This is a genomic window from Marinitoga piezophila KA3 (genome assembly GCF_000255135.1).
GTDB classification, from domain to species: domain Bacteria; phylum Thermotogota; class Thermotogae; order Petrotogales; family Petrotogaceae; genus Marinitoga; species Marinitoga piezophila.
The window spans coordinates 875559-890743 of sequence record NC_016751.1; the positions used below are offsets into that span (position 1 = coordinate 875559).

At 30.5% G+C, this 15185-nt stretch carries 15 protein-coding genes and 1 riboswitch; of the genes, 8 read left to right on the forward strand and 7 right to left on the reverse strand.

What is annotated here, in order from left to right:
- Positions 1 to 26: 26 nt before the first annotated feature.
- The 7 genes from rplC to MARPI_RS04360 form a co-directional block, all read right to left on the reverse strand.
- A complete protein-coding gene (gene rplC, locus MARPI_RS04330) occupies positions 27 to 650 on the reverse strand; it encodes a 50S ribosomal protein L3 (RefSeq protein WP_014296368.1) in 624 nt (207 codons plus the stop codon).
- 33 nt (positions 651 to 683) lie between these two features.
- Complete coding sequence (gene rpsJ / locus MARPI_RS04335) at positions 684 to 992, reverse strand: 30S ribosomal protein S10 (RefSeq protein ID WP_014296369.1); 309 nt, start codon at positions 990 to 992, stop codon at positions 684 to 686.
- A gap of 88 nt (positions 993 to 1080) precedes the next feature.
- Positions 1081 to 2280: an elongation factor Tu gene (gene tuf, locus MARPI_RS04340; protein WP_014296370.1), complete on the reverse strand. Its 1200-nt coding sequence runs from the start codon at positions 2278 to 2280 to the stop codon at positions 1081 to 1083.
- Between the two features lie 42 nt (positions 2281 to 2322).
- Positions 2323 to 4401, reverse strand: coding sequence for an elongation factor G (gene fusA / locus MARPI_RS04345; protein WP_014296371.1), 2079 nt, complete (start codon positions 4399 to 4401; stop codon positions 2323 to 2325).
- Positions 4402 to 4421: 20 nt separating this feature from the next.
- Positions 4422 to 4889: a 30S ribosomal protein S7 gene (gene rpsG, locus MARPI_RS04350; RefSeq protein WP_014296372.1), complete on the reverse strand. Its 468-nt coding sequence runs from the start codon at positions 4887 to 4889 to the stop codon at positions 4422 to 4424.
- A gap of 12 nt (positions 4890 to 4901) precedes the next feature.
- Positions 4902 to 5276: a 30S ribosomal protein S12 gene (rpsL, locus tag MARPI_RS04355; RefSeq protein ID WP_014296373.1), complete on the reverse strand. Its 375-nt coding sequence runs from the start codon at positions 5274 to 5276 to the stop codon at positions 4902 to 4904.
- 169 nt (positions 5277 to 5445) lie between these two features.
- Positions 5446 to 6015, reverse strand: coding sequence for a hypothetical protein (locus MARPI_RS04360; protein WP_014296374.1), 570 nt, complete (start codon positions 6013 to 6015; stop codon positions 5446 to 5448).
- Positions 6016 to 6150: 135 nt separating this feature from the next.
- Positions 6151 to 6261: riboswitch (TPP riboswitch) on the forward strand.
- A gap of 55 nt (positions 6262 to 6316) precedes the next feature.
- Between MARPI_RS04360 and thiS the strand changes: the two genes are divergently transcribed.
- The 8 genes from thiS to MARPI_RS04400 all read left to right on the forward strand — a co-directional run bounded on the left by thiS (position 6317) and on the right by MARPI_RS04400 (position 15168).
- Positions 6317 to 6514, forward strand: a complete 198-nt coding sequence (gene thiS, locus MARPI_RS04365) for a sulfur carrier protein ThiS (RefSeq protein WP_014296375.1) — start codon at positions 6317 to 6319, stop codon at positions 6512 to 6514.
- Positions 6507 to 7274 carry a thiazole synthase gene (locus MARPI_RS04370; protein WP_014296376.1) on the forward strand — a complete coding sequence of 256 codons (768 nt, stop codon included), beginning with the start codon at positions 6507 to 6509 and terminating at the stop codon, positions 7272 to 7274. Before thiS ends, MARPI_RS04370 begins: the two co-directional genes overlap by 8 nt.
- 2 nt (positions 7275 to 7276) lie before the next feature.
- Positions 7277 to 8344 carry a 2-iminoacetate synthase ThiH gene (gene thiH, locus MARPI_RS04375; RefSeq protein WP_014296377.1) on the forward strand — a complete coding sequence of 356 codons (1068 nt, stop codon included), beginning with the start codon at positions 7277 to 7279 and terminating at the stop codon, positions 8342 to 8344.
- A gap of 12 nt (positions 8345 to 8356) precedes the next feature.
- Complete coding sequence (gene thiC, locus MARPI_RS04380; protein ID WP_014296378.1) at positions 8357 to 9658, forward strand: phosphomethylpyrimidine synthase ThiC; 1302 nt, start codon at positions 8357 to 8359, stop codon at positions 9656 to 9658.
- An 11-nt stretch (positions 9659 to 9669) separates the two neighbouring features.
- The gene (locus tag MARPI_RS04385) at positions 9670 to 10851 is read left to right on the forward strand and encodes a thiamine-phosphate synthase family protein (RefSeq protein ID WP_014296379.1); all 1182 of its coding nucleotides are present in this window, start codon (positions 9670 to 9672) and stop codon (positions 10849 to 10851) included.
- A 128-nt stretch (positions 10852 to 10979) separates the two neighbouring features.
- Entirely contained in the window at positions 10980 to 12608 is a 1629-nt protein-coding gene (locus tag MARPI_RS04390; protein ID WP_014296380.1) for a C45 family autoproteolytic acyltransferase/hydrolase, read from the forward strand.
- A 23-nt stretch (positions 12609 to 12631) separates the two neighbouring features.
- Entirely contained in the window at positions 12632 to 13666 is a 1035-nt protein-coding gene (locus tag MARPI_RS04395) for a hypothetical protein (RefSeq protein WP_014296381.1), read from the forward strand.
- Between the two features lie 167 nt (positions 13667 to 13833).
- Positions 13834 to 15168 carry an MFS transporter gene (locus MARPI_RS04400; RefSeq protein ID WP_014296382.1) on the forward strand — a complete coding sequence of 445 codons (1335 nt, stop codon included), beginning with the start codon at positions 13834 to 13836 and terminating at the stop codon, positions 15166 to 15168.
- The last annotated feature ends 17 nt before the right edge of the window (positions 15169 to 15185 follow it).

Genomic DNA, 15185 nt, shown 5'->3' on the forward strand with positions numbered 1-15185 from the left:
ACCTCCTCGTTCTTCATTTTCGGGGCTTACTTTTTGATTGCTTCTCTGATTATTAACAATCCACCCCTCGCACCTGGAACTCCACCTTTAACTGCTATAAGGTTGTTTTCTTTATCTATTTTTACGACTTCTGAGTTTAATACTGTAATTCTTTCATTTCCGTAATGTCCGAACATCTTTTTACCTTTGAATACTTTTGCTGGTTCTGTGTGGTTACCTGTTGAACCTAAAGCTCTATGGAATTTAGAACCGTGTGTTTTTCTTCCTCCACCAAAATTCCATCTTTTAATTACACCAGCGTAACCTCTACCTTTTGACCAACCTGTTACATCTACTTTTTCTCCTTCTTCAAAAATTGATACATCAATTGTCTGACCAATTTCATATGCATCTACGTCATCAACTTTGAATTCTTTAAGAACTCTCATTGGTTTTACGCCTGCTTTTTTGAAGATTCCAAGCTTTGGTTTGTTTACTTTGTATTCTTTTACTTCTTCAAAACCAACCTGAATAGCTTTATAACCATCTTTTTCTTCTGTTTTTTTCTGCACTACTACACATGGTCCAGCTTTTATAACTGTGACCGGGATGGCTTTACCATCTTTATAAACTCTTGTCATACCTACTTTTCTTCCTAAAATACCTTTCATGCTAACTTCACCTCCAGAGCCCGATCATTAAAATTAAGCCTTCATATCTACTGATACACCTGATGGTAACTGAATTTTTAATAATTCTGTTACTGTTTCCTGTGTTGCATCGTAGATGTAAATAACTCTTTTATGTACTCTTTTTTCAAATTGTTCTCTTGAATAGTTGTATTTATGTGGTGATCTTATAACACTGTAAATTGTTTTTTCTGTTGGTAGTGGAATAGGTCCTGAAACCTTTGCACTGCTATTTTTAACTGCATCTATTATTTTTTGTGCTGATTCATCTAATAATCTATGATCATATGATTTTAATCTTATTTTAATCAACTTTTTTGCCATACTGACCCTCCTTTAAGCATTTAGCAAAGGGAGCGTGGAAGCTCCCCGATTTTATATTTTATAATAAAAACTTTGCAAAAAGATTTTATTATTCTACTATTTCTGTAACAACACCTGCTCCAACTGTTCTTCCACCTTCACGAACAGCAAATCTCATGTTCTTTTCTAATGCTACAGGGTAGATTAATTCTACTGTTGTTACAATGTTATCTCCTGGCATAACCATTTCTGCTCCGCCTTCGAATTCTAACAATGTACCTGTAACGTCAGCTGTTCTGATGTAGAATTGTGGTCTGTAACCTTTCTTGAATGGAGTGTGTCTTCCTCCTTCTTCTTTCTTTAATACGTAGATTTGTGCTTTGAATTTCTTATGAGGTGTGATTGAACCTGGTTTTGCTAATACCTGACCTCTCCATACTTCGTCTTTGTCAATACCTCTTAACAAACATCCTACGTTGTCACCAGCGATACCTTCGTCTAATAATTTTCTGAACATTTCAACACCAGTTACAACTGTTTTCTTAATTTCATCTGTCATACCAACGATTTCTACTTCGTCACCTGGGTGAATAGCTCCTCTTTCGATTCTTCCTGTAACAACTGTACCCCTACCTGTGATTGAGAATACGTCTTCAACAGGCATAAGGAATGGCTGATCTACTGGTCTCTGTGGTTCTGGGAAGTAGCTGTCTACTGCATCCATTAATTCGTAGATTTTCTGTACCCATGGATCGTCCTGTGAATCTGCTTCTAATGCTTTTAAAGCTGAACCTTTGATTACAGGAACTTCGTCTCCTGGGAATTCGTACTGATTTAATAATTCTCTTACTTCCATTTCAACTAATTCGATGATTTCTTCGTCATCAACCATATCTGTTTTGTTGATGAATACAACGATAGCTGGAACGTTAACCTGTCTTGATAAGAGAACGTGTTCTCTTGTTTGTGGCATAACACCGTCTGTTGCTGCTACAACTAAGATAGCACCATCCATCTGTGCAGCACCTGTGATCATATTTTTGATGTAGTCAGCGTGACCTGGACAGTCGATATGTGCATAGTGTCTGTGATCTGTTTCGTATTCAACGTGTGCAATATTGATTGTAATACCTCTCTGTTTTTCTTCTGGAGCTTTATCGATTTGTTCAAATGGTGTGAAGTCTGCGTATCCTTTTAAAGCTAATGATTTTGTAATAGCTGCTGTTAATGTTGTTTTACCGTGGTCGATATGTCCGATTGTACCAATATTCATATGTGGTTTGCTTCTGACGAACTTTTCTTTTGCCATTTTTTGTCCCTCCTCTATGTTTTGTGATGCTATTTAATAAGATTATTTATTCATTATTTTTTCAGCTACTGAAGCTGGAACTTCATCATAATGTGAGAATTGAATTGATTGTGTTGCTCTTCCCTGAGACAATGATCTCAATACTGTTGCATAACCGAATAATTCTGAAAGTGGAACTAAAGCGTGAATTAATCTTGTGCTTGTATTTCCCACATTTTCAAAACCTTCAATTCTTCCTCTTCTTGAGTTTAAGTCAGCTATAATGTCACCCATGTATTCTTCAGGTGTTGTAATATCAACTTTCATGATTGGTTCTAATAATACAGGATTTGCTTTTTTAGCAGCATCTTTTAATGCCATAGAACCTGCAATCTTAAATGCCATTTCTGAAGAGTCAACTTCGTGGTATGAACCATCGTACAATGTAGCCTTTATACCAACCATTGGGTATCCAGCTAACACACCTGATTGCATAGCTTCTTTTATACCCGCTTCAACTGCTGGAATATATTCTTTTGGAATAATACCTCCAACGATTTTATCTTCAAATTCCAATACTTTTGTATTTTCAATAGGTTCAATTTTAATTTTAACGTGACCGTATTGACCTCTACCACCAGATTGTCTGATGTATTTAGTTTCAACATCAGCTGTTCCTCTAATTGTTTCTCTATATGCAACCTGTGGTTGACCAACTTTAACTCCAACTTTAAATTCTCTCTTTAACCTATCTACTATAATTTCAAGGTGTAATTCACCCATACCTGAAAGTATTGTTTCACCTGTTTCGTGATCAAGTTTAACATTTAAACTTGGATCTTCTTCTGTTAATGCTTGTAATGCTTTAGTTAATTTAGCTTCATCATTTTTTGTTTCTGGTTCAATTGCCAATGAGATAACTGGTTCTGGGAATTCCAATTTTTCCAATACAATATCCTGTCCTTCTTCTGTTAATGTATCACCTGTAATTGTATTCTTTAAACCTATTATAGCTACAATATCACCAGCTCTGATGTAATCTACTTCTTCTCTTTGATCTGAATGCATGAACATTAATCTTGAAACTCTTTCTTTCTTACCCTTTGTTGTATTTAAAACATAGCTTCCTTTTTGTAATTTTCCTGAATATACCCTTGCAAATGTGAGCTTACCAACATATGGATCCACCATGATTTTAAATGCAAGAGCAACAAATGGTCCATTTTCATCTGGTTCAAGTTCTCTTACAAATTCACCTGTTCTTGCATCATATGCTTTTACAGGCGGTAAATCAAGCGGTGAAGGTAAGTAATCAACAATTGCATCTAATACAGGTTGAACACCTTTGTTTTTAAATGATGTTCCACATACTACTGGAACAAATGCACCTTCAATTGTTCCTTTTCTTATTGCAGCTTTTATTTTATCTTCTGGAATATCTTCTCCTTCAAAGAATAATTCCATTATTTCTTCATCATATTCTGAAATAGCTGTTATTAAATCTTCTCTGTATTGATCTGCTTTAGCAACTAAATCCTCTGGAATATCTCTGTATTCAAATTTTGATCCATCTTCACTAACCCAATATATTGCTTTCATTTTTACAAGATCAACAACACCTTCAAAATCAGATTCTGCTCCTATAGGAATCTGTAAAGGTAATGGGTTTGTTCCTAATTTGTCAATCATTGTTTGAACTGCATTATAAAAATCTGCCCCAAGTTTATCCATTTTGTTCATGTATGCAACCCTTGGAACATTATATCTATCAGCCTGTCTCCAAACTGTTTCTGACTGAGGTTCAACACCAACCTGTGCGTCAAATATAACAACAGCACCATCTAATACCCTTAATGCCCTTTCAACTTCAACTGTAAAGTCCACGTGTCCGGGTGTATCAATGATGTTAATCCTGTGATCTCTCCAGAAACATGTTGTAGCTGCTGAGGTAATTGTGATACCTCTTTCTTTTTCCTGTTCCATCCAGTCCATTGTTGCTGTACCGTCATCAACGGACCCTATTTTATGTTTTTTACCTGTATAAAACAATATTCTTTCTGTTGTTGTTGTTTTACCAGCATCAATATGTGCAATAATTCCAATATTTCTTGTTTTATTTAAGGCATATAACCGCTCTTTCAAAACAATCCCTCCTCAATAAATTACCAGCGGTAATGAGCAAATGCTTTATTAGCTTCAGCCATTTTGTGTACGTCGTCTCTCTTCTTAACTGCTGCTCCAACACCATTATAAGCATCTATTAATTCTTGAGCTAATTTTTCTTTCATTGGTCTTCCTGATTTATCTCTTGCAGCTTTAACAATCCATCTTAAAGCTAAAGAGATAGCCCTTTCCTCTGGTACTTCAAATGGAACTTGATATGTAGCTCCTCCAACCCTTCTTGGTCTTACTTCAATTAATGGTCTTACATTTTGTACTGCTTGATGATATACTTCTAAAGGATCTTTTTCCAATTTTTCTTTTATTATATCAAATGCACCGTATACTATAGACTGTGCAACTGTTTTTTTACCATCTTTCATTACCCTAACAACCAATTTTGATACCAATACATCATTATATATTGGATCTGGTGTAACCGGTCTCTTTGGTGCTCTTCTTCTTCTCATTTACTTACCTCCTTACTTCTTAGGTCTTTTTGCGCCGTATTTACTTCTGCTCTGTTTTCTTCCTTCAACACCAGCTGCATCCAATGTACCTCTGATAATCTTATATCTAACACCTGGCAAGTCTTTAACCCTTCCGCCTCTTATTAATACATTGGAGTGTTCCTGTAAGTTATGACCTTCACCTGGAATATATGCTGTAACTTCAATTCCGTTTGAAAGTCTAACCCTTGCAATTTTTCTCAAAGCTGAGTTAGGTTTCTTAGGTGTCATTGTTGAAACCCTTACACATACACCTCTTTTTTGAGGATTGCTCTGTAATGCTGGAGATTTTGACTTTTTCTTTAGTTGTTTTCTTCCATGTCTAACAAGTTGATTTATCGTTGGCATATAATTTGTATTCCTCCTTTCAGAATTTTTAAAAATACCAAGTGTATTTTACCTCAGGTCTTTTTAATTTTCAATTAAAATGTTGTGATTTTTTTGTGAAGTTACAAAAACTAAAAAGTTTTATGTATTTTGTTACAGTACTATCCACGGTTTTGTGTGTACGATAACATTATAACTTTTCTTTTATTTTTTCAATAATCTCATTGAGGATAATATTTTTTGCAACTACTGCTATTCTATTATTATAATATTTAAAGTCCTCAGTAACATCTTTTATCGTTTCAATATCAAATTTTTTTAGTACTTCTTCAAAATCTTCTTTTTTATATTTTTTTTCTTCTTTCATTTCTATTTCAAGTAAAAATTTTTCCTCTATATTATACCTTATTTTATTAAAATCAACAAATTCATCAACAACAATTTCTGGATTATCATTTATCATATATCTTATTTTTGCTACCATTTTATATTTTATCAGATTTTCCAATTCCTGTGGTTTTTCTACTCTTTCTTTTTCTATTTTTTCATGTGCAATTTTTGTATTTGCTTTATATGCGTATGTCCATTTGTAATCATAATCTTTATTATTTTTTATTATTGAAAGCCTATATCTTTCTATTTCATTAATATCATCACGAATATACCATTGAACAATACCTATTTTCTTTATAGCCTTTTTTATTAATTCTTCACTTTCATCATTAGAAATAATATATTTTCTTTCAATTTCTATTGACATATAATCACCTCAAAATTGGTTTTATTTATTATATCATATTCATATTGCTCTCATTAAACATAATTATGATTATACTGAATAAATTCTTGAAAATTAAAAAAATTAATGATATAATCAAAATGAAAAGTGAATATTTATGATCCGCAGGGGAGCTGCTGATACCGCAGCTGAGAGTGAGGTGGAAACCTCTGACCCTCATAACTTGATCCGGATAATACCGGCGAAAGGAGCGGAGCAGAGAGTATAAAAAATCAATCTCCTGCTTCGTGCAGGAGATTTTTTTATATCAGGAGGTGATTTTTTGAAGGTATTTATAAATGGAAAAGAAAAGGTCTGTAAAAGCACCAATATAAAAGATTTAGTTGAAGAATTATCCCTTCATAACAAACCAATTGTCGTAATTAAAAACGGAGCCATTGTTTCAAAAAAAAGTTATCCTGATTCTCAAATTTCGGAAAAGGATAAAATTGAAATTATTACTGTTGTAGGAGGTGGTTGATATTAAATTTTATAATGAGGAAATAAATAATCTATTTTTTATGGGCACAGGAAAATTTAAGGATTATTCTATTATGAAAAAAGCTATTGAAGAAGCAAAAATTGAGGTTGTCACTGTTGCAATGAGAAGAGCATCATACGGAAGTTTAAATGAAAGTATTCTGGATTATATTAGTGCAAAAAAAATTATGGTAAACACTTCAGGTGCAAGGAACGCTGAAGAAGCTCTTTTAATTGCACAGGCTGGTAAAGAATTAATGAATACAGACTGGATAAAGATTGAAATTATAAATGATTCAAAGTATTTAATGCCTGATAATCAGGAAACTATAAAAGCCTGTAAATTATTAACAGAAAAAGGTTTTAAGGTTTTCCCTTATATGTGTCCTGATTTATATGATGCAAGAAAAATGATTGAAAATGGCGCTGAGGTTTTAATGCCTCTTGGTTCTCCTATAGGAACAAATAAAGGCTTTACTACAAAAGAACTTGTAAAAATTCTTCTAAATGAATTTGATGCGAAAATTATTATTGACGCTGGAATTGGAAAACCATCTCATGTTTCTGAAGCAATGGAAATTGGATGTCATGCTGTACTTGCAAATACTGCTGTTTCAATTGCGGAAGATCCTGTAAAAATGGTAAAAGCCTTTTCTTTAGCAGCTCAGGCTGGAAGACTGGCTTATCTGGCCGGAATTCCAGAAGAAAAAGAAGTGGCAGAAGCATCTTCGCCATTGTTCGATTATATAGGAAGAGATTAACTATGTTTTCAGAAAACATAGAAAAAATCATTGCTTATGTTAATTCAGCCAGAAAGAACAAATATAATATTAATCTAAATAAAGAATTTTTTTCTGTAAATGACATATATGGATTGCTTCAAAATAATGATCTTCGAACAATGGCGAAGAAAGTAATAAAAAATAATAGAAAATTCTTTGGTGATGTTATATTTTTATATGCTCCACTTTACATTTCAAATTATTGTATAAATGGTTGCACATATTGTGGATTTAAGGCTTCTAATAAAATACATCGATTGAAATTATCATATAAAGAAATAGAACAGGAAGCCTTATACTTAAACCACGAGGGAATTGACCACGTTCTAATATTAACTGGAGAAGATCCTGTAAATTCTAATTTTGAGTATTTATATAATACCATAAAAATATTGAAAAACTTTTTCAAAGAAATTTCTATAGAAACATATTCTTTAACCCGGGAAAAATACGAGAAATTAGTCACAGCAGGTCTTGTAGGGGTTACATTGTATCAGGAAACCTATTCTCCGGAAAAATATAGAGAAGTTCATTTATTTGGTCCAAAAAAAGATTTCAAAAAAAGGCTTAATACTGTTGAAGAAGCCATAAAAGCTGGGGTAAGAGAAATAAATATAGGAGCTTTATTAGGGCTTTATGAACCGGAGTTTGAAATTATAATGATGGCATACCATATGGATTATCTTTTAAAGAATTATCCTAATGTAGAATATTCGATATCTTTTCCAAGAATTAGAACAGCTTTTAATGTAAAAGATAAATTTTATAGTATTTCTGATAAAAAACTTATCCATTATATTCTTGCTTTAAAATTAATTTTCCCTCGAGTACATATAAATATCTCCACTCGAGAAAGCATAAAATTTAGAAATGCAATACTGGGCATTGCCACAAAAATGTCAGCAGGATCAACAACAAATGTTGGAGGATATACATTATACAAAGATTCAACAAAACAATTTGAAATTGAAGATACCAGAACAGTAAAAGAATTTATGAATTATATCAAAACAAGAAATTATAATCCAACAACGGTAAATTGGTTTTAAGGAGGAATTTAAATGACACAATTGGAATTTGCAAAAGCTGGAATTATTACAGAAGAAATGGTTATCGCGGCAGAATATGAAGGAATTTCACCAGAAGAATTACGAAATAAAATTGAAAAAGGATATGCGGTTTTACCGGTTAATAAGAATCATAAATTTGATAATATTAGAGCTATAGGAGAAGGTTTAAAAACCAAGGTTAATATTAACCTCGGAACTTCTCAGGGATATTCAAGCGTCAAAGAAGAAATTGAAAAATTGAAAATTGCTGAGAAATTTGGCGCAGATTCTATAATGGATCTGTCTACATGGGGTAATCTTTCATATATTCGTGATGAAATAATACGTAATTCAAATATTATGGTTGGAACTGTTCCTGTTTATGACGCAGCAACAAAAGCTGTCCAGAATAAAAAACGTGTAATAGATTTTGATGCAGATGATTTTATACAGATGGTTCGAGATCACGCAAAAGCCGGTGTTGATTTTATGACTATTCATGCCGGTATTACAAGAACTACCATAGAAAAGTTGAGAAACTCCAGAAGAATAACAAAAATAGTATCGCGTGGCGGTTCAATAATAGTTGGCTGGATGATTAAAAATCACAAAGAAAATCCATTTTATGAGTATTTTGATGAAGTACTTGAGATATGTAGGGAATATGATGTTACTATTAGTCTCGGCGATGGAATGAGGCCGGGTTCTCTTCATGATGCTACTGATGATTTGCAATTTGAAGAATTATTAAGACTTGGAGAACTGGTAAAAAGAGCTCGAAATGCCGGGGTACAGGTAATGGTTGAAGGACCGGGGCATATGCCTATTGATGAAATTGAAGCAAATGTTATTCTTCAAAAAAAGATTTGTGATAGAGCACCTTTTTATGTTCTTGGCCCAATTACTACAGATATTGCACCTGGATATGATCATATAACCTCTGCAATTGGCGGCGCTATTGCTGCAGCTAAAGGCGCAGATTTTCTCTGCGCTGTAACTCCAGCTGAACATTTAAGACTCCCCACTCTTGAAGATATAAAAGAAGGTGTTATTGCAACAAAAATCGCTGCACATTCCGCTGATATAGCAAAAAATAGAAAACATATGAACATAGATAATCAAATGAGTCATGCAAGAAAAGAATTTAACTGGGAAAAGCAATTTGAAATAGCAATTGATAAGGAAAAAGCTTTGAATTTCTATAGTTCAAGAAAGGGAATGGAAAATAATATGTGTTCAATGTGTGGTCCGCTATGTGCAATGAGAATTACAGAAGAGTTTTTAGAAAAAGAAGAAAGTATTTTTATAGAATAGGAGGCGTTATAATGCTTATTTTCTCAGCTTTCGATCCATCAGGTGGTGCCGGAATAACTCAAGATATATCTATAATGAAATTATTTAAGATAAATCCTATTTCTGTTATATCCGCTTATACAATCCAAAACACAGAGATATTTAAAAAAATCGAATTTAGAAGTTCTTTTGAAGAATTTGAATTATTCAAAAATATTTCTATAATTAAAGCAGGAATGGCAAATGCAGAACAAATAAAATTACTAAGAGAAAAATATCCAGAAGCTAAAATTATATGGAATCCCATAATCAAAACCTCTACAAACTTCAACATCATTTCTCCAGAAGAAGTAAATGAAGGTTCAAAATATGTGGATTTAATAATTATGAATTCAGAAGAATTTCAATTAACAAATCCATTATGCGAAACAATTATAACAGGCGGACATAAAAATTCTGAGAAAATCGAGGTTATTTATAAAAATAAAACTTTCTTTTCAAAAAGATATGAAAAATCCTTACATGGAACAGGCTGTGTTTTCTCATCATTAATTTCCGCTCATATATATATGAAATATAGTGTTGAAGAAGCCATTATTGCTTCTTTAAATTATATGGATAAACTTGTTTTAAATTCAATCAAATTTGTTCAAACGGAAAATTTATTATACGAAGCACATAAAGGATATATAATAGAGGAATTATGGAAGATAAAACCACAAATAATAGAACTTGGAAAGTATACTATTCCAGAAGTAGGTCAAAATATTGTTTATGCACTTCCATTTGCTTCAAATGAAAATGAAGTTGGGAAATTTCCTGGAAGAATACACAAACTGGAAAATGAGATTAATTTCATTCATGAACCTGCTTTTTTTGGAAAAAGCCATATGGCAAGGGCAGTAATTGCAACAATGAAATACTTCCCATGGATAAGATCTGCCATGAATATACGCTATGAAAAAATATATATAGAAAAAGCAAAAGAACTTGGATATAAAACTTATTACCTTGATAGAAATAATGAACCTGTTGAAATACAGTCAAAAGAAGGACATTCTATACCTTATGGTTTATCAAATATATATAATGAAACTAATTCTCCTATAGATTTTGTATGGGATGATGGATTTTTCGGAAAAGAAGCTATGATAAGGGTTTTTGGTAGAACGCCAACAGAGGTTATAAAAAAAGTAAAAGATATTGTTTTGTGATATGTATTATAAGCCTCCTAATAAGTCATATTAGGAGGCTTATATTAATAAAAATTTTATTTTTGAAAAAAATAAAATAATGATATAATTAATCTGAACATAAACTTTTTGTTTGGAGGAGTTTTTATATGAAAAAATTTTTGTATTCATTATTTATTGTATTTTTTATTACTTTGCTATATATTGTGTATATTTTCACACCTTTGAAATATCCAATAAAAAATATAACTACTGCAGAGTATAAAACAGAAAAAATTGGAAATTTGAAAATTTTATATTTATCAGGAGAACCTCAAGATATTGGTTACCAACATGGTTTAGCTCTACGAAATGAAATTAATAATATGGAAAAGCTTCTTGAAAATGAATTGAAAAATAAAACGATATTTGAAAAACTTATTATACGATATACAATGAAAAATTATTTTAGAAAGATACCAAAAGAATATAAAACAGAAATGGCTGCAATTGCAAAAGGAAGTAATACTTCACTGGATTCAATATTCTTAATGAATATATATGATGAACTTTTTAATCTATATGGATGCACAAATATTGCTGTTTTTGGCAAAAAAACAAAAAATGGGGAAATATTGCATGGAAGAAACCTGGATTATTTTTTATCAGATAAACTATGGGATAAAAATGTTTTATTTGTATATCAGCCACAAAACGGATATAATTTTATTTCTCTCACGTGGCCAGGACTAATTGGTGTATTATCCGGAATGAACGAAAGAGGGATTTCACTTGGTTCAATGACATCAGAATCAAAATATCAAAGTTCCTCCGGAATACCTACTGGTATATTATATAGAATGATTATGGAAAATGCAAAAGATATCAAAGATGTTGAAGTCATATTAAAAAACAATAAACGAACTATTGGAAACAATTTGATGATAGGAAGTAAACATGACAAAGAAGCTGTAGTTTTTGAATTTGATAGCAATAACTTAAAAGTAAGAAAAAATGATAATTATATTGTTTCTACAAATCATTTTGTTTTACTAAAAAACAAAAATGGAATTTACAAAGGATCAATTTCAAGAAAAAATAAAGCAGAAAATTACATAAAATCTTATAATTATCTCACAGTAAAAAATATTATTGAAATATTAAGAGACCTTATAGCAAATAATGAAAATGATGAACCTATATGTAAATATGAAACTGTTCATAGTATAGTATTTCTTCCAATTAGTTCTGAATTTTACGTTGCAGCCAATGACGGAATATATGCTTCCGCCGGAAGATTTTTTCACTTTAAATATGATAAGAAAATCATACAATATATTGATTATATTGATTATTCTCCAGACTATTTATGGATAACAAAAAATTTATTTATTGACAAATACAAAAACAAAGAATGGTCAAACCAAAAAGCCATTTCATATATAAAATCATTTATTAAAAATAGAAAATTATCAGGTTGGGATATAATAGATCTTATAAAATTCTATAAAGAACTTGACCTTAAAAATGAAACATCTTCACTTATTGAAAAATTAAAATCAATTTTTGAAAAAGACAAAAATGCTTTATTTAATCTTCCAGCTGAAAAAATAAATTCACCGGAAACTTTTCTTTTAAGGGACCATTATAATAATTCATTATTAAATTTAATATTGGCATATGAAATCATTGATAATAAACAGAAAATGAAAGAATATAGCAAACTTGGTTTAAATGATAATGTAATTGAAGATGACAAATGGTATAGCATGAAGTTTAAAGAATATTATAATAAGTAATTCAAATATAAGGGGGTATAAATATGAAAAAAACTTTTCTTTTTTTAGTAGGATTGGTTTTAGTTGGAATATTATTTTTTTACTTTATATTCAAAACACCATTAAATAATACCTATAAAAAAATTGATGTTCAATTCCCTATTTACCCTGAAAATAAAAATATTGTTTACTTAAACAAAGGCAATTTTACCGCTGATGAAAATGGTTATTTATATTATGTCACACCAATCTTTAATTCAGAAAAAAATAAGGAACAATTGCTAGTCTCAAAATTAAATATTCTATCAAAAAATATTGATTATATATATTTAGATACTAAAACTTTTGAAACTACAGAAAACCATGGAATTATCCTTGGATCACTAACTTTTGATAATAATATTTTATACTATAAAGGTAGCAAAGGAATTTGGAAAATAGAAAATAATAAAGTTGAATTTTTACCTTTCTTAAACAAAATTGAATTTGACTATGCAAATGGTGGTTTTGTATATTTCAAAAATTCTTTCTGGATAATTAGCAAACCAATTTATCGTATAGGTAAAAAATATGGTATCTATAAATATACCAAAAAAAATGATGTTCTTATATCTGAAAAAACAATAAAAATCGAAGATGTACCTTTAAACATAATTAAAAATAATGATGAAGTTTATATTTTTTGCCATGATATATATTCAGAAAAATATAATTTATACCAAATAAAAAACGATTCTTTAAAAAAGATTTATTCAATTGATGGAAAAAGATTTAATTCTAGTGGTTGGTTCAAATCCAACGATTCTGATAAAAAATATCATTGGTTTAGTTTAAAATTCATTTCTGTTTTAGACAATAAAATGTATATTCTTGGAATTTTAAAAGATTCAAATGAATATAAACTTTTTGAAATTAATTTAAATACAAAAAAAGAAAAATCATATAACATTCTTCCACCTTTAAATTCAACATTTCCAACTACACAATATCTCTTAAAAAGATATAATAACAAATCATACTTATTTATAAAAAATCAAGATGATCCTCCTAACTCTATAAAAATTTATATAAAAAAATAACCTTTTCTGGTAATATAAAATCTTTTTAAATCTCCCGATTAAATTCGGGAGATTTTCTTATAATAAAAATATATTTTTCTCGTTTTCATTTTGCAAAGAAATACATATTTCTTTAAGAAATATCATGTTATAATCAAGATAAGAAATAATACATGGTGGTGATGGGGATGAAAAAACTTTCTACAACCTTGAAATTATCCGTATTAGAGGCTATGGCATTTAATGCCTTCTTTGTAGCAACACAAACGTTCATTATAATCTCCATAGCTCTTTATTTTAACGCTTCACCTTTTCAAATTTCGATAATATCTTCTTTCCCTGTATTTGCACAAATGTTTCAGGTTTTTACACCTTTAATCTATAAATTATTTGGAACTCGAAAAAAGAGTTTAATTATAGTTTCCATAATAGGAAGAGGATCTCTTGTATTGCTGCCTATAATAGTTTTATTAAATATAAGAAATTCTCATATATTTGTAATGATCATGATATTATATGCTTTTTTTGGAACGTTTATCAGTAATATATGGACAGCAGCTATGCGGGAGTTAGTACCTTTCGAAGATAGAGGAAAATATTTTGGAATGCGAAATGTTTTTGCCTCAGCAATAGGTATCTTAGCCACTTACCTTTATTCCCAATTTCTTGATTTTCCAAATGAAAAAATGGGAATTTTGCTGGTAACCTCTATTATGGCCTTATTTGCTGTAATAACAATAATCCTCCTTGCCTTTCATAAGATTCCAGAAATCTGCGAAACTTCACAAAATGAATTAAAAATAAAAAAAGCCTTTCAGGATAAAAAATTTCAAACGTTTCTTGTATTTGTTGGAATATGGACATTTGCAATAGAATTAACAAGACCATATTTTTCATATTTCCAGGTTGCTATATTACACATTAATACAACATTTCTCGGTAAAATGAGTGTTATAACCGGAATAATTTCATTAGTATTATATCCATTTTATGGAAAATTAAGCGATAGATATGGGAATAAGAGCATACTTATGATTGGAATTTCTCTTGCAACTATTGCACCATTATTATATTTTGTTATGACAGATTATAATTATAGAAGTTTATTATTGCTTGATAGTGTGTTTTCAGCATTTGCGTGGGCTGCTATAAACCTTACATTTTTCAATCTATTACTTGAAACCATTTCAGAACCTGCTGAAAATTATGTTGCTGCATATGCTTTAACTTCAGGAGTTACAGCAATTATAGCTTCAAATATAGGTGGTTTTTTTGGAAATATTTTAAAGGATAAAACATTTTATATACTTGGCGACAAATATCATGGAATACAATTATTAATATTTGCCGGATTTTTATTGAGAATCTATGCTTTACTGCATTTGACAAATGTTGAAGCATATGAAAAACCTATACGTTATAAAAGCTGGTTGCTATCTAACCCATCTTTATTTAAACGTAGAGAAATCTCATTACCTATATACTTAAAGATTTTTAGAGGAAAAAAGTTAAAAAAGAAATAATAAATAAAAAGTAGGCT